This is a genomic window from Rothia gullae (assembly GCF_024294905.1).
Lineage (GTDB): Bacteria > Actinomycetota > Actinomycetes > Actinomycetales > Micrococcaceae > Rothia.
The window spans coordinates 19358-39066 of the sequence record NZ_JANCOC010000009.1; the positions used below are offsets into that span (position 1 = coordinate 19358).

15 protein-coding genes, 3 tRNA genes and 2 rRNA genes are annotated in these 19709 nt (G+C 56.2%); 18 read left to right on the forward strand and 2 right to left on the reverse strand.

Annotation, left to right across the window (positions count from 1 at the left end):
• Positions 1-123 precede the first annotated feature (123 nt).
• The gene (gene rpmH, locus NML54_RS06390; protein ID WP_005504094.1) at positions 124-261 is read right to left on the reverse strand and encodes a 50S ribosomal protein L34; all 138 of its coding nucleotides are present in this window, start codon (positions 259-261) and stop codon (positions 124-126) included.
• A 569-nt stretch (positions 262-830) separates the two neighbouring features.
• Between rpmH and dnaA the strand changes: the two genes are divergently transcribed.
• The 16 genes from dnaA to rrf (NML54_RS06470) all read left to right on the forward strand — a co-directional run bounded on the left by dnaA (position 831) and on the right by rrf (NML54_RS06470) (position 17284).
• Entirely contained in the window at positions 831-2537 is a 1707-nt protein-coding gene (gene dnaA / locus NML54_RS06395; RefSeq protein ID WP_254756768.1) for a chromosomal replication initiator protein DnaA, read from the forward strand.
• A 786-nt stretch (positions 2538-3323) separates the two neighbouring features.
• Positions 3324-4448: a DNA polymerase III subunit beta gene (gene dnaN / locus NML54_RS06400; protein ID WP_254756770.1), complete on the forward strand. Its 1125-nt coding sequence runs from the start codon at positions 3324-3326 to the stop codon at positions 4446-4448.
• A gap of 257 nt (positions 4449-4705) precedes the next feature.
• The gene (gene recF, locus NML54_RS06405) at positions 4706-5947 is read left to right on the forward strand and encodes a DNA replication/repair protein RecF (RefSeq protein ID WP_254756772.1); all 1242 of its coding nucleotides are present in this window, start codon (positions 4706-4708) and stop codon (positions 5945-5947) included.
• The gene (locus NML54_RS06410; protein ID WP_254756774.1) at positions 5940-6635 is read left to right on the forward strand and encodes a DciA family protein; all 696 of its coding nucleotides are present in this window, start codon (positions 5940-5942) and stop codon (positions 6633-6635) included. The genes recF and NML54_RS06410 overlap by 8 nt, the downstream gene beginning before the upstream one ends.
• Positions 6636-7037: 402 nt before the next feature.
• Positions 7038-9074: a DNA topoisomerase (ATP-hydrolyzing) subunit B gene (gene gyrB, locus NML54_RS06415; protein ID WP_254756776.1), complete on the forward strand. Its 2037-nt coding sequence runs from the start codon at positions 7038-7040 to the stop codon at positions 9072-9074.
• A 78-nt stretch (positions 9075-9152) separates the two neighbouring features.
• On the forward strand, positions 9153-11783 hold the full coding sequence (gyrA, locus tag NML54_RS06420; protein ID WP_254756778.1) for a DNA gyrase subunit A: 2631 nt from the start codon (positions 9153-9155) through the stop codon (positions 11781-11783).
• Positions 11783-12394 carry a DUF3566 domain-containing protein gene (locus NML54_RS06425; protein WP_254756780.1) on the forward strand — a complete coding sequence of 204 codons (612 nt, stop codon included), beginning with the start codon at positions 11783-11785 and terminating at the stop codon, positions 12392-12394. Before gyrA ends, NML54_RS06425 begins: the two co-directional genes overlap by 1 nt.
• 200 nt (positions 12395-12594) lie before the next feature.
• Positions 12595-12668: transfer RNA gene (locus NML54_RS06430), tRNA-Ile, on the forward strand.
• Positions 12669-12812: 144 nt separating this feature from the next.
• Positions 12813-12885, forward strand: a tRNA-Ala gene (locus NML54_RS06435).
• Between the two features lie 3 nt (positions 12886-12888).
• Positions 12889-13005 (forward strand): 5S ribosomal RNA (gene rrf / locus NML54_RS06440).
• 558 nt (positions 13006-13563) lie between these two features.
• Complete coding sequence (locus NML54_RS06445) at positions 13564-14790, forward strand: inorganic phosphate transporter (protein ID WP_254756782.1); 1227 nt, start codon at positions 13564-13566, stop codon at positions 14788-14790.
• A 2-nt stretch (positions 14791-14792) separates the two neighbouring features.
• The gene (locus NML54_RS06450) at positions 14793-15098 is read left to right on the forward strand and encodes a hypothetical protein (protein WP_254756784.1); all 306 of its coding nucleotides are present in this window, start codon (positions 14793-14795) and stop codon (positions 15096-15098) included.
• A 50-nt stretch (positions 15099-15148) separates the two neighbouring features.
• Complete coding sequence (locus tag NML54_RS06455; RefSeq protein ID WP_254756786.1) at positions 15149-15601, forward strand: DUF3349 domain-containing protein; 453 nt, start codon at positions 15149-15151, stop codon at positions 15599-15601.
• 205 nt (positions 15602-15806) lie between these two features.
• Complete coding sequence (locus NML54_RS06460; protein ID WP_254756788.1) at positions 15807-17000, forward strand: acetamidase; 1194 nt, start codon at positions 15807-15809, stop codon at positions 16998-17000.
• A gap of 91 nt (positions 17001-17091) precedes the next feature.
• A tRNA-Ala gene (locus NML54_RS06465) sits at positions 17092-17164 on the forward strand.
• Positions 17165-17167: 3 nt separating this feature from the next.
• A 5S ribosomal RNA gene (rrf, locus tag NML54_RS06470) occupies positions 17168-17284 on the forward strand.
• Between the two features lie 289 nt (positions 17285-17573).
• Here rrf (NML54_RS06470) and NML54_RS06475 read toward each other — a convergent pair.
• A complete protein-coding gene (locus tag NML54_RS06475) occupies positions 17574-17909 on the reverse strand; it encodes a hypothetical protein (protein ID WP_254756790.1) in 336 nt (111 codons plus the stop codon).
• Positions 17910-18081: 172 nt separating this feature from the next.
• On the opposite strand from NML54_RS06475, the gene NML54_RS06480 reads away from it, so the two are divergent.
• Complete coding sequence (locus NML54_RS06480) at positions 18082-18609, forward strand: peptidylprolyl isomerase (protein WP_005508008.1); 528 nt, start codon at positions 18082-18084, stop codon at positions 18607-18609.
• A gap of 498 nt (positions 18610-19107) precedes the next feature.
• A complete protein-coding gene (locus NML54_RS06485) occupies positions 19108-19611 on the forward strand; it encodes a rhomboid family intramembrane serine protease (protein ID WP_256500311.1) in 504 nt (167 codons plus the stop codon).
• The last annotated feature ends 98 nt before the right edge of the window (positions 19612-19709 follow it).

The following is a 19709-nucleotide window of genomic DNA, read 5'->3' on the forward strand; positions in this document are numbered from 1 at the left end:
TCCCCCTTCCCGAGGGGGGGCTCAGCCGGCGGGGGGGGGGCGCGCCCCCCCCGGGTTTTACCCCGCTAAATAAACGGCCCCCCCCCCACCCCCCCCCCGGGGGGGGCGAACTATATGCCGTGATTAGGCCGAGAGCTTTGCGCGGCCCTTACCGCGGCGGCTCGACAGAATCGCGCGGCCTGCACGGGTACGCATACGCAGACGGAAGCCGTGCTTCTTAGCGCGACGGCGGTTGTTCGGCTGGAAAGTACGCTTGCTCATACTTTGTCTCCTTGATTTTTGCGGTTCGTGCCCTCACGGGTATCGAAACCGTACGCTTCTTGGTGCCCGGAGGTACCGCGACTATTCGCAGTAGGCGGTGCACACACAACAGCACAACTTTAGAAGAGTAGAGGGCGTAAATCAAGTTCTTGACGCTTTTTTCCGCGTGATTCCGGGCTCGTTTGTGGTGTAGAGGCGGTGATTGCGGCGAGTGTACAGACTGTGGGGACGCTACGTGATCTTGGGGCGTAAACCTGGGGATATTTACGACAGCAGGATATCCACCATGGTGCAGATCCCATCTAAACCCCCTACTATCGGCGAGTTATCCACACCCTTGAGCTTTTGGAGTTTTCCGCTAAATATCAGGGAAGAAGACCTGCTATGCACTTAAATCCATCGTTTATCCACTTCTGTAATTACAGGTTTTCCACCGTGTGGAAAACTCTTGTGGATAACTTTCCCTCCCTGTGTATTAAGCGGGTAGAATCTTAATGACCTCGCGGTGGTTTCCGGCATGATTTCTTTACTGCACCACCGCTTCACATCGAGTGAAAGTAAAGAATTCCATGACCGACTCCCTTCAGGCTCGCTGGGCGCATCTGCTCTCCATTCTTGCCGCTGATCCGGCGGTGACGGCACGTCAGCGCGGTTTCGTGAATCTTGCGCAACCTCAGGGATTGATGGGTTCTTCTCGCTTGATCATTGAGGTGCCAAATAAGCTCACCCGTGCGGTCTTTGAGGAGCAGATTAGCGCTTCGTTCCGTGCGGCCCTGCATGAGGCATTTGGCCCGTCGACCACCGCGCTTTTCGATGTGAATGAGTCGATGATTCCGGTTGAACCTGCAAGTCAGGAAGTTTTCCATGGTGAGCGTGAGGTTCCTGTTGAGCACCAGCCTGCTCCTTCGGTGGCGGCGGCTTCTGCGCGTCTAGAGGCGCCCCCCGGTTCGCGGGCTTTTGAGTACTACACCGAGCCGCATCCGGGTACTGACCACTACGAGATGCCCGCTGATGAGCAGGTCACCCGCCCCTCCCTGCAGGCTTTGGAGGCGGAGCGTGCCGGGTACCCCTCCGCACAGCAGCCGGCGGCTCCTGCGGCTCCTGTTGCGGGTGCGCCAGCGTCTCGCGAGTACCCGTCACCCACTTTTGTTCCGGACGCCCCGGTGGTACCGGAGACCCAGCGGGTGCATCCGTATGAAGACCCGGAAAACGCCCCGACTTGGGATAGCTCTGCCCGACTGAACCCGAACTACACCTTCGACACCTTCGTGATTGGTCAGTCCAACCGCTTTGCACACGCGAGCGCTTTCGCGGTGGCAGAGCAGCCCGGCATTGTCTACAACCCGCTGTTTATCTACGGCGGTTCGGGTCTGGGTAAGACCCACCTGCTGCACGCAATCGGCCACTACACCAAGTATCTGTACCCGAATTTGCGGGTGCGCTACGTGAATTCTGAGGAGTTCACGAATGACTTCATTAACTCGATTCGTGACGATGAGGGTTCGTCGTTCAAGCAGATTTACCGCAATGTTGACGTTCTTCTGATTGACGATATCCAGTTTTTGGCGGGTAAAGAGGCGACGATGGAGGAGTTCTTCCATACGTTTAACGCCCTGTACAACCACCAGAAGCAGATTGTGATTACTTCTGATTTGCCGCCGAAGCAGCTGACCGGTTTCGCTGAGCGTATGCGTTCGCGTTTCGGTTCGGGACTGAACGTGGATGTGCAGCCTCCGGAGCTGGAGACTCGTATCGCGATTCTGCGGAAGAAGGCTCAGAACGAGATTTTGCCGGTGCGCGATGACGTCATGGAATACATTGCTTCCCACGTCACGGCCAATATTCGCGAGTTGGAGGGCGCTCTGATTCGTGCGAGCGCTGCCGCCTCGATGAAGAAGCCGCCGGAGCCTATTACCCTGGCTGAGGCGGAGACCTATCTGAAGGATTTGCTCTCTGATACCGGGGGTGCGGAGATTACGTCGGCGCTGGTTTTGGCGACGGTGGCGAAGTATTTTGATGTGTCTATTGAGGATATGCAGTCGAAGTCTCGCACCCGTACGCTCACGAATGCGCGTCAGGTGGCGATGTATCTTCTGCGTGAGCTGACCGAGATGTCCCTGCCGCGTATTGGTAACGATTTGGGCGGCCGCGACCATACGACGGTGATGCACGCGGTGCGTAAGGTGAGCGCGCAGATGGCGGAGCGTCAGACGATTTTCAATCAGGTTACTGAGCTGACGAATTTGATCCGCCAGGAGCAGCGCGCCACCGGCTAGATGTGCTTTTGTCCCTGTCCCGTAGCTTATTTTGTGCCTCGACTAGGTGTTTTATAGGCTTCGGGGCAGGGATTTCACGCCGGGTTCAAGGATTTTAGCGACTCGAAAAGCTGGATTTTTGGGGTGTGGATAAGCTGTGCCTTAACTCATGCGTTCGTGTGGACGTTAAGTGCATGAATATTCAAAAGGTGTGGAATCAAGGAAATGTATAAATATCCATACACAATGCATCCTCAGTGTTGAGTGGATTCTTCCACTTAATGTCCACAGGCTACTTCCGCGTCATTGCAGGCAAGGAAGGGGTTTTCCACCGTTTCCACAAGCGTTAACAATACTACTGTACTTAAAGAAAAAATCCTCCCCATAACAAGTAGTTCTACTCGACCAACCGAGCTGGTTCAGGTTTTTCTGTGTGCCCCTACTGAAAACGTGGATTTTCGCGGATTTGGATCGATAGCTGCACGCTATCTCTTAGGTTGGATTAGAAGAAGAAACCAACACTGGACCATCACCTAATTCGAACCTGTTTTCGACTGGAGTTACTACGCCTTCTGCCTATCTTTGTAATTACAAAAATACAGCGGCTCTACATGCCTCATTTCACCCGATTTTTCGCTGCAGGATCAACCTTCGAGTCTTTGTGTAATTACAAAATCCGGTAGGATGGATAGACGCGCGCGCGGAAGATTTAGAGCGCATCAGAGTACGCGGTATATCCGGCTCTATCGTCCAAATCTTTACGTGCGCCCAAAACTACTATCTAATTCCGTGAAAGGCGCCTTCTCGATGAAATTCACCGTTGAACGCGATGTCCTTGCCGAGGCAGTCGGCTGGACGGCACGCTCACTTCCGTTGCGTCCCACCTCCCCCGTACTCAACGGTCTGCTGATTACCGCCTCCGCAGGTGAGGTCAGCATCGCAAGCTTCGATCACGAGACCAGCGCCCGTCAGGTCATTGCGGCCGATGTTGAAGCAGAAGGCGTTTGCCTGGTCCCCGGCAAGATCCTGGCAGAAATTTGCCGCTCCCTACCGAATGCACCCGTCGAGTTCACCGCAGATGAGTCCGTGATTCGTATTCACTGCCGTTCCGCTAACTTCCAGCTGGCTGGCATGCCAGTTGTGGACTACCCCGAGCTTCCTGAGCTTCCCGAAATTTCGGGTACCGTGGACGGCACCGAATTCGCTGAAGCCGTCAAGCAGGTTCAGATTGCGGTGTCCAAAGATGAGACCCTGCCGCTGCTGACCGGTATCCGCGTAGAAATCAATGGCGACACCATGACCCTGCTCGCTACCGACCGCTACCGCCTGGCAATGCGCGAAATCAAGTGGAACCCGACCAACCCTGACGTTCAGGCAGCTGTGCTGCTAAAGGCTAAGACCGTCTCTGAGGTCGGTAGCACCCTCTCCGGTTCCGGCAATCTGTCTATTGCCCTGCCCGCAGCGGGCGAGCTGATCGGCTTCGCAGCGGGTACCCGCCGCACCACCAGCGTTCTGATGGACGGTGACTACCCCAACATCCGTGCGCTGTTCCCCGAGCAGACCTCGATTCACGCGGTGGTTCGTACCTCCGACCTGGCTGAGGCTGCTCGCCGTATCTCCCTCGTGGCGGAGCGAAACACTCCCCTGCGTCTGAAGTTCACTCAGGGTTCGGTTGCTATTGATGCCGGCCGCGGTGATGAGGCTCAGGCTTCCGAGACTCTGCAGGCGCACCTGTCCGGTGATGACATCACCGTTGCGTACAACCCCGCCTACCTCTCGGATGGTTTGAAGGTTTTCGGCACTGAGTTTGTTCGTTTCTCCTTCACCGATGCGCCGAAGCCCGCCGTGATTTCCGGTCAGGACGAGCCTTTGGCTGAGGATGACCGCAACTACCGTTACCTGCTGATGCCGGTTCGCCTGCCGTCGAACTAGTTTCAGTGTTTGCCGCCCCGCACGTCTTTCGGTGCCCTATGCATCGTGGGTATGTGCGGGGTTGCGCTGTTTTTCTGCGCTCATCCGCGTGGAAAAACTTAATATTGTGACCTCTCGCTGTGTTCTCCAGCCCGGTGCATACCCTCCAGCCGGGTGCCGTGAAGCCCCCTAAAATAAGAACCCCCAGCTAAGAACCCCCAGCTAAGAACCCCCAGCTAAGAACCCGCGTATGAAACCCCCTGAAAGGAGCTGCTCCGGTGTATATTGACCATATTTCGTTGTTGGATTACCGCACCTACGCTCTGCTGAGCCTGCCTCTTTCGGCGGGAGTTACGGTGTTTCTGGGCTCTAACGGTGTGGGGAAAACCAATATTGTTGAGGCGATTGACTATGCGGCGTCGCTATCTTCGCACCGCGTGAGCCATGACGGGCCGCTGGTTCGGGCGGGTGCTTCGCGCGCCTATATTCGCACCCGTACGGTACGTGGTTCGCAGCAGACGGTGACTGAGTTTGAGATTGCTCCTGGGCAGAGTAATCGGGTGCGCATTAATCGTGCCGCGCCGGTGCGTGCCAAAGAGGCGCTGGGTATTGCCCGCACGGTGCTGTTCTCCCCGGAGGATCTTCAATTGGTGAAGGGGGACCCTGCTGGTCGTCGTCGTTTTGTGGACGATTTGGCAAGTTCTTTGCGTCCGGTGGTTTCCGGGTACCGTAGCGAGTATGAGCGGATTTTGCGGCAGCGTAATTCGTTGCTGAAATCCATGCAGCGTAAGGCGCGGGACGAGAATGCCTTGAGCACGCTCTCGGTATGGGATGAGCAGCTGTCGACTCTGGGTGCTCAGCTGCTTTCAGCGCGTTTTCGTCTGTTGCAGCGTTTTTTGCCGCAGCTTCGCCGCGCCTACGCGGGGCTGACGGACGGCTCTAAAGAGGTCGGTTTCAACTATGAGTCGACTGTTTTTTCGAGCATGGGTGAGCGCTCGATCGAGCATGCGGCGCTGATGCGCATTGAGGACCTCAAGGAGGCTTTGATGCGTGGTTTTGCGGAGCGCCGACGCGACGAGATTGAGCGTGGTGTGACCCTGGTGGGTCCGCACCGTGAGGATATTACCCTGCTGCTCGGTGGCATGCCGGTGAAGCATTTTGCCTCGCACGGCGAGAGCTGGTCTTTTGCTTTGGCACTGAAGTTGGCGTCCTGGTTTGTGCATGTTGAGGATGACTCCTCGGCGGGTTCTTCGCCGATTCTGATTCTTGATGATGTGTTTGCGGAGCTTGATTCTGCGCGCCGCCACCGTCTGGGTTCGATGGTTGCCGACGCGGAGCAGGTGCTGATTACTTGCGCGGTACTCAGCGATATTCCGGAGGAGCTGGGCGACTACCGTCTGGTGTCGGTGACGGCGGGGCACGCCGAGTATGTGCAGCCTGCCGGCGGCTCTGTCACTGACTCTGTGATGCAGTCGAACTCAATCGTTTCTGCGCTCGCGGAAGGTGGCGGCAATGAGTAACCCCGTCCACCCTCAAAACCATGTTTCACGTGAAACATTCGACGAATTCGCGGAACCGCAGTTTGCGGAGCCTCAAAACCCGCGCGAGGTTGACGGCGTGGGTGAGTTTTACCGTGACGAGGTGGATGCCCCCTCCGCCCTGCTGACCCGCATGCGAATGGCGGCTCAAGAACGCGGCGAGGCGCCCCTGAATGCCTTCTCCGCGAATAAAATTATGCGCGATTTTGGTGCGGTCATGTCCGGTGCCGTCTCGAAGAAGAAATCACGGCGAGCGCAGGGGTGGGACCCCCGTGTCATGGGCGGCTATAGCGGCCCCGGAGAGAGTTCTCGCGACCCCAAGCCCCTCGGGGGCATCGTCAGCGCTTTGATTCGTTCTCGCGGCTGGAAAGAGCCCGTGGCAGTCTCTAGCGTGCTGGCTCGCTGGGCTGAGCTCGTGGGTCCTGAAATCGCGGCACACACTCGCCCTACCAGCTTCGAAAACTCCATTGTTGAAGTCCAGTGCGACTCTACCGCCTGGACGACTCAGTTGCGCCTGATGCACGGGCATCTCATCGAACTTTTCCGCCGCGAACTGGGTGATGGTGTCGTGGCTCAGGTTCGCGTACTGGGCCCGAATAACGGACGCTGGAATCAGCGAGGCTATCGGCGTGCCACCGGCATGCGCGGTGTGCGCGACACCTACGGGTAGACTTCTGGGTGCCTTTGATTCTCGTCCACCTTCTGATTGAACGGTGTTAGGTTAAAATAAGCCTTTTCTGCACGCTATGAAAGCTATAGAAGCGCCGGCAACCCCCACGAGACTGTGAACTGTACCCCCTACCTAAAGAGGGGGTTGAGCCACTCTAAACCGCCTTTGCGGGCTTTTGAGCGGATGATAGCTCTCAAAAAGCTCAATAAATGACGCCCGTAGATGGTTTTATGCTCTCTTGCTCGGTAAAATAAAAGAGACAATGCCTAAAGTGTGCCCACCTATGGGCACCACCGGCAACGCGGGTTGTGTAGGCACTTTCTGGTGCCCTCTGTGAGGCGCTCTTGGTTGCCCGTAACTTTTCTTCGCCGGTTGCATCATCTACTCAAGGAGTTCTGCCTCGTGGCATCTGAACAGAATGCATCTGAACAGCAGCATGAATACGGTGCATCCGATATTACCGTGCTGGAAGGTCTGGAAGCGGTTCGCAAGCGCCCCGGCATGTACATTGGCTCGACCACTGAGCGCGGTCTGCACCACCTGGTCTACGAGGTCGTAGATAACTCGGTTGATGAAGCGCTCGCCGGCTACGCCTCCAAAATCGACGTGACCATCCAGGCTAACGGATCTGTCCGCGTGAAGGACGACGGGCGCGGTATTCCCGTGGATGAGCACCCCACCGAGCACAAGTCCACTGTTGAGGTCGTCATGACCGTGCTGCACGCGGGCGGTAAGTTTGGCGGCGGCGGTTACTCCGTTTCCGGTGGTCTGCATGGCGTGGGTATCTCTGTGGTGAACGCGCTGTCTACCCGTGTGATTACCGAGGTGCATCGCCAGGGCTACGCATGGCATATTTCTTTCTCCAACGGTGGTGTGCCGGATGGCCCCCTGCGCAAGGGTGAACCGTCCGATAAGACCGGTACTATTCAGACTTTCTACCCGGACCCGGAGATCTTCGAAACCGTCGAGTTCGACTTTGAGACTTTGCGCGCCCGTTTCCAGCAGATGGCGTTCCTGAACAAGGGTCTGACTATCACTCTGACCGATGAGCGTGAGAAGTTCGTCGGTGACGAGGTTGCTGAAGAGAACGATAAGAGGGAAAACATCCTCAACCGCGTGCACGCGAACGCTGATGGTTTCACGACCGTCACCTACCGTTACGACAACGGCCTGTTCGACTACGTACACTTCCTCAATGCAGGCGCGAAGACCATTGTGAACGAGGAGATTGTCTCCTTCGAAGCTGAAGACACTGAGCGCAACATGAGCCTGGAAGTGGCGATGCAGTGGACCGGCGCCTACAAGGAGTCCGTCTACTCGTACGCGAACACGATTAACACCCACGAGGGTGGTACTCACGAAGAGGGTTTCCGTGCTGCTCTGACCTCGCTGGTGAACCGTTACGCGCGTGAGAACAAGCTGCTGCGCGATAAGGACGATAACCTCACCGGTGAAGACGTGCGTGAGGGCCTGACCGCGGTGATTTCGATTAAGATTTCCGAGCCGCAGTTCGAGGGTCAGACCAAGACCAAGCTGGGTAACTCGGAGGCTAAGTCCTTCACCCAGCGTGAGGTGAACGATCACCTCGGTGACTGGTTCGGTCGTAACCCCGCGGTGGCGAAGGATATTGTGCGCCGCGCAATCACTGCCGCTCAGGCGCGTATTGCAGCACGTAAGGCACGCGAGACGACCCGCCGTAAGGGCCTGCTGGAGACCAGCTCTATGCCCGGTAAGCTCAAGGACTGCTCCTCGAAGGATCCGTCGATCTCTGAGATTTACCTGGTGGAGGGTGACTCCGCGGGTGGCTCGGCTGTTCAGGGTCGTGATCCGAACACTCAGGCTATTCTGCCGCTACGCGGTAAGATCTTGAACGTTGAGCGCGCTCGTCTGGACCGTGCCCTTTCTAACGCTGAAATTCAGGCGATGATTACCGCTTTCGGTACCGGCATTGGTGATGACTTCGATATTGAGAAGGCACGCTACCACAAGATTGTTCTGATGGCGGATGCGGATGTCGATGGCCAGCACATTACGACTCTGTTGCTGACTTTGCTCTTCCGCTTTATGCGTCCGCTGATTGAGGCGGGTTACGTGTACCTGGCTCAGCCGCCGCTGTACCGCATCAAGTGGTCGAACGCTCCGCACGACTACGTGTACTCGGATGCTGAGCGTGATGAGGCTCTGGCTCGTGGCGCGGCAAAGAACCTGCGCCTGCCCAAGGATAACGGTATTCAGCGTTACAAGGGTCTGGGCGAGATGGACTATACCGAGCTGTGGGATACCACCATGGACCCGGCTCGCCGCACCCTGCTGCAGGTGAAGATGGAAGACGCAGCGGCGGCGGACCAGATCTTCTCTGTTCTGATGGGCGAGGACGTTGAGGCTCGCCGTGAGTTTATCCAGCAGAACGCAAAGGACATTCGATTCCTCGATATCTAGCCTGAAACGGCATATGCCTCATGGGCAATATGCAGACTGGGGTATATGTTGATCGAGATGTGAAGTAATGAGAAAGTTATGAGCGAAGAACACCAGAATAAGACTACCAACGCTGACGATGTCAGTAATGGTGGCGCTGAAAGCGTAGACCACCACGGCCACATTGAACAGGTGGACCTGCAGACCGAAATGCAGCGTTCCTACCTGGACTACGCAATGGCGGTTATTATTGGCCGCGCCCTGCCGGATGTGCGTGATGGTCTGAAGCCCGTGCACCGCCGCGTGATCTACGCGATGTACGACGGCGGCTACCGCCCGGACCGATCCTTCAATAAGTGCGCCCGTGTGGTTGGCGACGTGATGGGTCAGTTCCACCCCCACGGCGATAGCGCTATCTACGACACCCTGGTGCGCCTGATTCAGAGCTGGATTATGCGTTACCCGCTGGCTCTGGGTCAGGGTAACTTCGGCTCCCCCGGTAACGACGGTGCTGCAGCCCCTCGATACACCGAGACCAAGATGGCTCCCATTGCCCTTGAGATGGTGCGTGACATCAATGAAGACACCGTTGATTTTCAGCCCAACTACGACGGCAAGTCCCTGGAGCCTACCGTTCTGCCTGCGCGCATCCCGAACCTGCTGGTCAACGGTTCTTCGGGTATTGCTGTGGGTATGGCGACCAATATTCCGCCGCATAACCTGCGTGAAGTTGCTGAGGGTGTGGAGTGGTTCCTGAAGAACCCGCACGCCACCAATGAGGAGCTACTGAACGCTCTGATGGCGCGCATTAAGGGCCCGGATTTCCCGACCGGTGCACAGATTTTGGGTACCAAGGGCATTGAGGATGCGTACCGTACTGGCCGTGGCTCTATCACCATGCGCGCGGTGGTCAATGTGGAGGAAATTCACGGTCGTACCTGCCTGGTGGTTACCGAGCTGCCGTACCAGGCGAACCCGGATAATCTGGCGATTAAGATTGCTGAGCTCATCAAGGACGGTAAGGTCACCGGCATTGCGGATCTGCGCGATGAGACTTCGGGTCGTACCGGTCAGCGTCTGGTGATTGTGCTCAAGCGTGATGCTTCCCCGAAGGTTGTGCTGAACAACCTGTACAAGCACACCCAGCTGCAGGAGAACTTCTCCGCGAATATGCTCGCCATTGTTGACGGTGTGCCGCGTACCCTGTCCCTGGACGCGTTTGTGCGTCACTGGGTGGATCACCAGATGGACGTTATCGTTCGTCGTACCCGTTACCGTCTGCGTCAGGCGGAGGAAGAGGCGCACATCCTGCGCGGCCTGCTGAAGGCTCTGGATGCTCTGGATGAGGTTATTGCCCTGATTCGCCGCTCCCCCACCGCTGATGAGGCGCGTAGCGGTCTGATGGAGTTCCTGCAGATTGATGAGGCTCAGGCTCAGGCAATTCTGAACATGCAGCTGCGTCGTCTGGCTGCTTTGGAGCGTCAGAAGATTCAGGATCGTCACGATGAGCTGATGCGCATGATCGCTGAGTACAACGCGATTATTGCTTCGGAGACTCGCCAGCGCGAGATTATTTCTGAGGAGCTGGGCGAGATTGTGAACCGCTACGGTGATGAGCGTCGCACCCAGATTATGTACGGCTACAACGGCGACATGTCCATGGAAGACCTCATTCCCGAGGAAGAGGTCGTGGTTACGATTACTCGCGGCGGCTACATTAAGCGCACCCGTAGTGATCAGTACCGTAGCCAGCACCGCGGTGGTAAGGGCATTAAGGGTGCCTCGCTGCGCGGTGATGACGTGGTGGAGCACTTCTTTGTGACCACTACGCACAGCTGGATTCTGTTCTTCACGAACTTGGGTCGTGTATACCGTGCGAAGGGTTATGAGCTGCAGGAAGCCGGTCGTGATGCGAAGGGTCAGCACATTGCAAACCTGCTGGAGTTCCAGGGCGGTGAGCATATTGCTCAGGTCATGGAGTTGAAGAGCTATGAGGATGCTGAGTACCTGGTGCTTGCTACTCGCGGCGGTATGGTGAAGAAGAGCCGCCTGAGCGATTACGATACGAACCGTACTGCCGGCCTGATTGCGATTAACCTGCGTGAGGGCGATGAGGTTGTTTCGGCGTTCACCGTTTCAGATAAGGACGATATTCTGCTGGTGTCGCGTAACGGTATGTCGTTGCGCTTCGACGCTGATGATGCGTCGTTGCGCCCGATGGGACGTTCCACTTCCGGTGTGACCGGTATGAAGTTCCGTGAGGGCGACGAGCTGATTTCTGCGAATGTGGTCACTGAGGGCTCCTTCGTCTTCGTGGTCACTGAGGGTGGTTACGCGAAGCGTACGAGCGTGGATGAGTACCGTGTGCAGGGCCGTAACGGCTTCGGCATTAAGGTTGCTAAGCTAGTTGAGGATCGTGGCGCCCTGGTGGGTGGCCTCATTGTGGATGAAGAGGACGAGGTGCTGGTGGTTATGGCCAGCGGTAAGGTTGTTCGTTCGAACGTGAATGAGGTTCCTGCGAAGGGACGCGATACTATGGGTGTTATCTTTGCAAAGCCCGGTAAGGGCGATTCTATTATTGGTGTTGCGCGCAACCAGGATCGTCAGCTGGATGATAGCGACGATGAAACCACTGAGAACACCGAGGCTTCGGAATCTTCTGAGGCGCCCGGTACGGACAACGAGGGTGAAGCGGCGGCGGCCGATCTCACCGCTACTGGAGGTAACTAATGAGTAGCACTCCCGCGAGCTCCTCTCCTGCGTCGGCACAGCGGTCGGCGTCGGCTGGTGCATCTAAGTCTTCGGGTGCGGCTAAGGCTGGCGCGCGTCGCTCGGCTCAGTCGCGGTCGGGCCAGGCTCGTCCTGGCGGTACCGTTAAGCGTCCTGCCAGCAAGCGTCCTGCTAGCAAGCGTCCTGTAAACGCTAAGCGTCCGACCGGTTCACGCCGTCAGTTGGTGCGTCCGGCGCCGCGTTCGAAGATTCGTCGCGCACGTTTGGTGGTTCAGAAGGTTGATACGTGGTCGGTGGCTAAGCTGATCTTCCTGCTGTCTATTGCTTTGGGTATTGTGACTGTGGTGGCGTCGGTGATTCTGTGGTTGTTCCTGCAGGCTTCTGGGGCGTTTGCCGGCGTGAACCAGCTGATTAGCTCGCTGGGTACCGGTTCGACCACTGTGGATATTTCGCAGATGATTTCGCTGGGTCAGGTTGCTTTGGTGACTACTATTTTTGCTGTGGTCAATACTGTGGTCTTTACTCTGCTGGGTATGATTGGCGCGATTCTGTACAACCTGGCTGCGAAGCTGGTTGGTGGCGTGACCTTGACTCTGAGCGATGAGTCCTAGTTTGTAGCTTTTTGAGATTTGTGTGCGGGCGGTTCTGTCTCTGTTGGAGGCGGTGCCGCCCGTTCTGCGTGCCCCAGCTCTGTATGATCGGGAACCCCCAACATTAAAGTGTGATGTAGAACATGCTTTTTTGATTTGGTGCTACCTTCAAATACCTGTATAGTTATATCTCGTTCTACGGAAGAAATTCCGCAGAGGGAGGGCGTATAGCTCAGACGGTTAGAGCGCTTCGCTGATAACGAAGAGGTCCCAAGTTCGATTCTTGGTACGCCCACTCCACACTATGAAAGGCAATAATGAAGAAATTATTGATTCTTGCTGTTCTTTCGTATGTCACTGTGATGGTTCTGAAAAAGTACCAGAGCAATGAAGTCGTCAAGGCTTGGAAAAATAACTAAACAGTGGTTTCCGCTGAGACGGGGGCGTGGCGCAATTGGTAGCGCATCTGCTTTGCAAGCAGAGGGTTAGGGGTTCGAGTCCCCTCGCCTCCACTTTCCGGTGATTATAGCAAGAGGGAAACGCCTGGCTCCATTCCGAACCCAGAAGCTAAGACTCTTCGCGCCGATGGTACTGCACTTTTGAGGGTGTGGGAGAGTAGGTCATCGCCGGTTTATTTTTGAAAAAGACCCCGTATCGAAAGATGCGGGGTCTTTTGTTATATACCGAAGCTGATATATGACAATCCGGGTACCTGTTCCATGTTGCATCTGCCCCCATGTTGTGTATGACCTATGTGTGCTTGCGGCCTTTGGGGTAGCTCTGTGAGCTTGGCGCGTGCTGGCAGGTGCAGCTGATTGAAACCCACATCTGCAGCGGAAAGGGTGCCGCTTGGGTGCGAATGGGGGGTAAATGAGGTCTGAATAATAAAGGTGAGTCACAAAAAGAAAGCTGGGAGGTTCCTGAAAGTGAACACTTGGTGAACACACTTCAGCCTATTGATGGATATAATCGGCTCTCTCCTCCACGCCTACACTCAAGCCACATAAAACAACTTAAGTATTCTGTCGGGTGTAGCTATTTTATCGCGGAATATCAGCGTTTTTACTACTGAAATATGGGCTCTTCAGTGAAACCCTCATGAAAATACGTAAATAGATGTGGGTTTATCTGTTATTTCGTGTTAATTCGGAATACTTTAGATTTCGCGAAAACCGACAGATAATTTTCTTGTGACTACAGAACTCATTATTCTCGTAATCGTGGTGCTTACCGCGCTCGCCTTCGACTTTACGAATGGCTTCCACGACACCGGTAACGCGATGGCAACCTCCATTGCAACCGGTGCGCTGAAGCCTAAGACAGCCGTGGCGCTTTCTGCGTCCCTGAACCTTGTGGGTGCGTTCCTCTCCGTTGAGGTGGCACGCTCGGTCGGTAGCGGTATCGTGAATCTGGACCGTATCGATGTGGCAACGGACGGTTCGGCGCTGATGCTCATTGTCTTTACCGGCCTGGTTGGCGGCATCCTCTGGAACGTTTTGACCTGGCTTCTGGGTCTTCCATCTTCCTCGTCGCACGCTCTGTTCGGTGGCCTGATTGGTTCGGCTATTGTCGCTATCGGCTTTGACGGCGTGCAGTGGATGGGTGTTCTGTCCAAGATTATTGTTCCCGCGGTCCTTTCCCCCGTCATTGCGGCTATTGTGGCGGCAACCGGCACTTGGCTGGTTTACCGTATTGCTGCTCCGGTTGCTGACGACCGTAAGCACGGTGGCTTCCGTAAGGGACAGGTTGCGACCGCATCCCTGATGTCCCTGGCGCACGGTACCAACGATGCGCAGAAGACCATGGGCGTGATCTTCCTTGCTCTGGTTGCTTCGGGCACTCTAAACAATGACGATGCGATCCCCCTGTGGGTGAAGGCATCCTGCGCTATTGCTATTGCTCTGGGTACTTACCTGGGTGGCTGGCGCATTATCCGCACCCTCGGTAAGGGCATTGTTGAGGTGGATACCCCTCAGGGTGTTGCTGCTGACGGTGCGTCCGCTGCGATTATTCTGACCTCTTCGCACTTCGGCATGGCACTGTCCACCACTCACGTGGCATCCGGTTCGATTCTGGGTAGCGGCCTGGGTCGTAAGGGTGCTGAGGTTCGCTGGTACGTTGCTGGCCGCATGGTGGTTGCTTGGCTGATTACTCTGCCGGCTGCCGCAATTGTGGGTGCTCTGACCTGGCTGATTGGTCACGGCCTGAATGCTCTGACCGGCACCCAGTTTGTTGGCGAAATGACCGTTTTTGCTCTGCTGGTAATCTTCTGCTTCCTGATGTGGCGTCATTCCCAGAAGGACAACATTGACGCTTCGAACGTGACTGGCGACTGGGATGAAAAGGAAGGCGCTGCAGTCACCAGCGCTGACGCATCCGCAGATCAGACTCTTGCTACTGAGAAGGCAGGTTCGTAGCCGTGCAATACGTGATTGACATTCTGGATAAGGTCATTCCGGTGCTTATCGCCGGTCTGTTCTTCGGCGCGGGCCTTCCGGCGCTGTATGCGCTGGGTCTGCGTCTGCTAGCTGGCCGTACCGAGTACACTGCGGACGGTAAGCTCGTTGAAATTGAGCCTCCGGGAACGGTGGCGAAGATTGCCGCGTCCTGCATTTTTGCTATTATCGTAGCAATTGTAATCATCGGTATTCTCTGGGTCGCTAAGGACTTTATCGACCACACTTTCGGCTGGAGTATCTTCGGCGTAACCGGTGGAGGCCACTAATCCCGTGAACACTAAATTGCACATGATGACTGCTTCGAAGGAGGGGCTCGATGCCTGATAAGAGCATAATCTCTCGAGTAATCGACTGGCTGAGCGTCGGGTATCCCAAGGATGTTCCGGTGCAGGACCGCGCGGCAGTGATGGCTATTTTGAAGATGCGTCTGACTGATGAGCAGCTGCAGGAAGTTGTTCGCCAGCTCATGCAATCCCGTGCTGCCCGCGGTGAAGCGTACGTGAGTGACCAGCGCATTAATGAGTACATTCGTCGAGTGGTGGATCATACCCCGACACCGCAGGATATTGACCGCGTCGCGAAGATTCTTGGTGCGCACGGCTTCCTGATTGCGGAGAACCATGTGAACGAGGATGCCGAGCCTACGGCTGGCGGTACCGAGTACGTGACCTACGACGATCCGACGACCGGCGAGATTCGTATTGCGGAGCTAGCGGCTGAGTCGGCTAATATTCCGGCTCCGAACGCTGCTGCGGCTGAGGAAGCGTAAATAATCTGCGCTGAGAGTTGAGAGCTCTCATGAAGCTTGTGACCTATGGGGTGGACTGAGGCCACCCCATAGGTTTTCTTTATGCCCTTGCGATGGATGCGCCGCGATTCTTCAGCAGGTGTAAGGGTGCGAGCGGTATTCTAGAGGGACTTCACTCCCCCAAACCGCCGGTGGGCTTTGCGCTCGCCCTCAATCTGGAGAATCTGTGTCTTCTTCACCTACCCCTGAACCCGAGAACTCTCACCTTGCTTCTACCAGGGAAGCCTCTCAGGGCTTTTCTGGGGTGGTATCCGTTGCCGCTGAGGACTCTGCTACTAAGACCCCCTCTATCCGTGTCGATGCCGCTAAAGAGGCTATCGCTGGGCAGGTGCGCCGCCTCGTGGTACCCCGCCGTTCCCTGCTTCTGACTGGCGGCGTGGTTGCTGCCGCCGGGGTGCTTGCCGCAATGCCGCAGATTGCGGCAAGCGGAGTGCTGGGCGAGGATGTGGCGGTGATGGTTTCAACCGAGAAGCTGTTGGCGCGCCGGGAGCGTCTGATTCGCGAAAATATCGATACCCGCTACCTGAAGATTGAGTCGCTGGGGCGTATCTATGTGGGTCAGGGGCGTCGTGAGCAGGATCTGCGTCTCGTGGGTTCTTTCTCCCTCACGGATACTGCGCAGGCCGATGTGGCGGCGGCTGCTACAGCGCTGACGAACCTGTCTGTTTACGGTTCTCTGCATCGGCTGAGCGTCACCTACGGCGGTGTGGATTTGGCGAATGATCCGCAGAATGTTGCCAGTACGGTGACGGGTGAGCCGGTGAGCCCACTGCGTGTGAACGAATCGGCGACCCTGAAGGAAGAGCAGTGGTTGAATGTGCTGAACGCTAATGCGATGTTGGGAACGACTGCGAGCTACGTCCAGGTGGGTTTGCTCGGGGATGAGCTGCGCCTGAATGCTGTGGTGGTTGATGAGAACTATGATTCCCTGATGAAGCGTTTCCGTGCGCTGGCTGAGCTGGATTTGAAGAATGAGCGGTTGCAGCAGATTCATCTGAATATTCAGTTGGCTCCGGAGAAGGCACTGAGCCTGCCCTCGGGTGCGCAGTCGAAGATTTCGGTGAGTGTTGCCGAGTCTTCGCGTGTGGCAACGGTTGCTGATGTGCTGTCGAAGGCTGCCACGAAGAAGGAACTGAAGACTTTGGTGTCGTTCTCGCTGGTGTGGAATGCTCGTGAGAAATATCCGTCGGCGAGCCAGTGGGATGGGTTCAAGTTGGGTTTCACGGCTCCTGAATCGAAGGAGGAGTCTGCGAAGGAGGCGCAACGTACCGCGATTCGCGAGTATCTGAAGGAGGTTAGTGGCCCCCTGCAGTCTTTGACGAAGCGTGAGGCGACAGTGCTGGGTGAGATTATTTCCTAAACCCCTCGGTGATGTGATGGGTCTAACTAAAAAAATGTGCCTGAGGATTTGGTGAAGTCGTAAAAGGTGTTATAGACTGGTAAAGCACCACGGGGGCGTGGCGCAATTGGTAGCGCATCTGCTTTGCAAGCAGAGGGTTAGGGGTTCGAGTCCCCTCGCCTCCACTTTCCGGTGATTATAGCAAGAGGGAAACGCCTGGCTCCATTCCGAACCCAGAAGCTAAGACTCTTCGCGCCGATGGTACTGCACTTTTGAGGGTGTGGGAGAGTAGGTCATCGCCGGTTTATTTTTGAACCGAGAACCCCATGTCGAAAGACATGGGGTTCTTTGTATATCCGGGTATGTCAGGGGAATATCCGGGGTGCCCCCACGGGGAGATTCAGCACTCTATCTGTAGCATCTGTAGCGCCTCCTCTCTCCCCTTTCTTTCCCCCCTCCCCCCCCCCAAAAAAAACAAACAATAGCCGCCCGTCAGAGTAAAACTCTAGCGGGCGGCTAACTCTCATAAAGTGCTCCCTCACGCCGCTAGCGGCGCGTCAGAACGTGTAGAGAAGAAAATGCGGGGAATAACGCTTATGCGTTCTTCCAGGGGTCCTCCACGGGACGAGCTGCGTTGTAGGCTGCGGCGCCTGCAGCACCCAGAGCAACCAGCAAACCCAGGAACGCCAGGCCCTTACGGGGGCGCTTGCCGCCGTTACGCTCAATGCGAGCCAGTTCCTTCTCAGCGGAGCGAACGGTCTTCGCGGTAGCCTTACGAGCCTTGTTCAGGGCCTTCTTATTGCCGGTCAGCTTCTCAGCGAACATCTCAGCGGTCTTGCCTTCCAACGCGGACTCAACAACAGCCAGAGAAGAGACAATAGCCTGAGCCTTAGCAGCCTTGCGTGCCTTACGCTTCTTGCAGCAGAACATGGGGGACCTCCATCGGTTGAAATGCGCCAGCGACCAGAAAACACCGCCGCGCGCGTAGTGTTCACCTCTCAGGATATTCAATTCCTGCCCAAAAAGCCCGCCCAACGGTGCGCCCGGGGCGAAAAAACATGTTAGATGGCGAATGAGCGCCGCCCCGTGCCACAATAGAGCCATGACTAATGCAACTGCTAAGGCAACTATCCACACTAACTACGGTGACATCGTCGTCGAGCTCTTCGGCAACCACGCACCGCTGACTGTTGAGAACTTCATCGGCCTCGCTGACGGCTCCCGTCAGTGGAAGCACCCCCGCACCGGTGAAATCATGAACACCCCCCTGTACAAGGACGTCGTGTTCCACCGCATCATCAAGGACTTCATGATTCAGGGTGGCGACCCCCTGGGTATGGGCGTTGGTGGCCCCGGCTACCAGTTCAAGGACGAGATTCACCCCGAGCTCTCCTTCTCCAAGCCCTACCTGCTGGCAATGGCTAACGCAGGCCCCGGCACCAACGGTTCTCAGTTCTTCATCACCACCGTTGAGACCCCCTGGCTGAACGGCCGCCACACCATCTTCGGTGAGGTTACCGACGAGGCATCCAAGAAGGTTGTTGACGCTATTGAGGGCGTTGAGACCGGCTTCCAGGACCGCCCGGTCAAGGACGTCGTCATCTCCTCGATTGACATCGAAAAGCTCTAATAAAACCCCATCAGAAGGCTCATACGAGCAGTCTGCTGAAGGTGTTGAGAAAACACGTATAGTTCAGGGGCCCGCCAGGATTTTTCCGGTGGGTCCCTGAACTTATATGCTCGCCGGAAGAATCCTGGCGGGCCGCCCCCCCCCTACTCAACCTTCGGATAATCCGGCACAAAAATCTTTGGAGGGTCAGTGGAGAACTTTCCCAACTATGCAGGCTACGGGCAGAGCCCCACGGTCTGTATCAACCATCCCGACCGTGTCAGCTACGCCCAGTGTGGGCGATGTAGTCGAACTGTCTGCGGCGAATGCCAGGTAGCGCTGGACGTGGGCATAGTCTGCCCCGACTGCTACCGTGACCTCAATGGAGGCGCCTTGAGCCCGACGCGTTCCTTCATCGCCCGGCACTGGCATATTACGTACACGCTCATTCTGATTAACATCGTGGTGTACGGTCTACAGCTAATCATCCCATTCCGTTGGATGCACAACCTCAGCATGATGTCGGGTCCCCGTGTTCACAGCGGTGAGTATTACCGCTTGATCACGCACGGGTTTGTGCACTCGCAAAATGACCCGATGCACCTGGTGTGGAATATGATTTACCTCTTCATCTTCGGTGTGTCCCTCGAGCGCATGATGGGGCGGTGGAAGTTCCTCTTCGTATATATGGCGGCTACCTTGGGTGCCGGCTTCAGCGTGTACCTCTTCGACTACTCTCGTGGTGCTGTGGGCGCATCAGGCGGTGTGTACGGCCTGTACGGTGCCTTCTTCGTGATTCTTCTTCTCAGGAGGCAGAAGGAAATGGCGCGCCTTTTTATTCTGCTCATTGGCATTGGTGTGGTGCAGAGCCTCTTCCACCCGAATATTTCCCATGCGGGACACTTTGGAGGCTTTGTCGGAGGCGCACTAGCAACCCTGCTGATTATCCCGTTCGTGAAGAAGCCCGAGTCCTCTCAGCCGCAGCAACAAAGCCCGCAGCAGTGGCTCAATGGAAGGTATTGAACCCGAAAACCCGCGGAAATCCGCCGCAGAAGAGGGTTATCCACAGAGGTTTTCCACACTGTGTATAACTACATTCGTGTAATTCCATGATTGTGAGT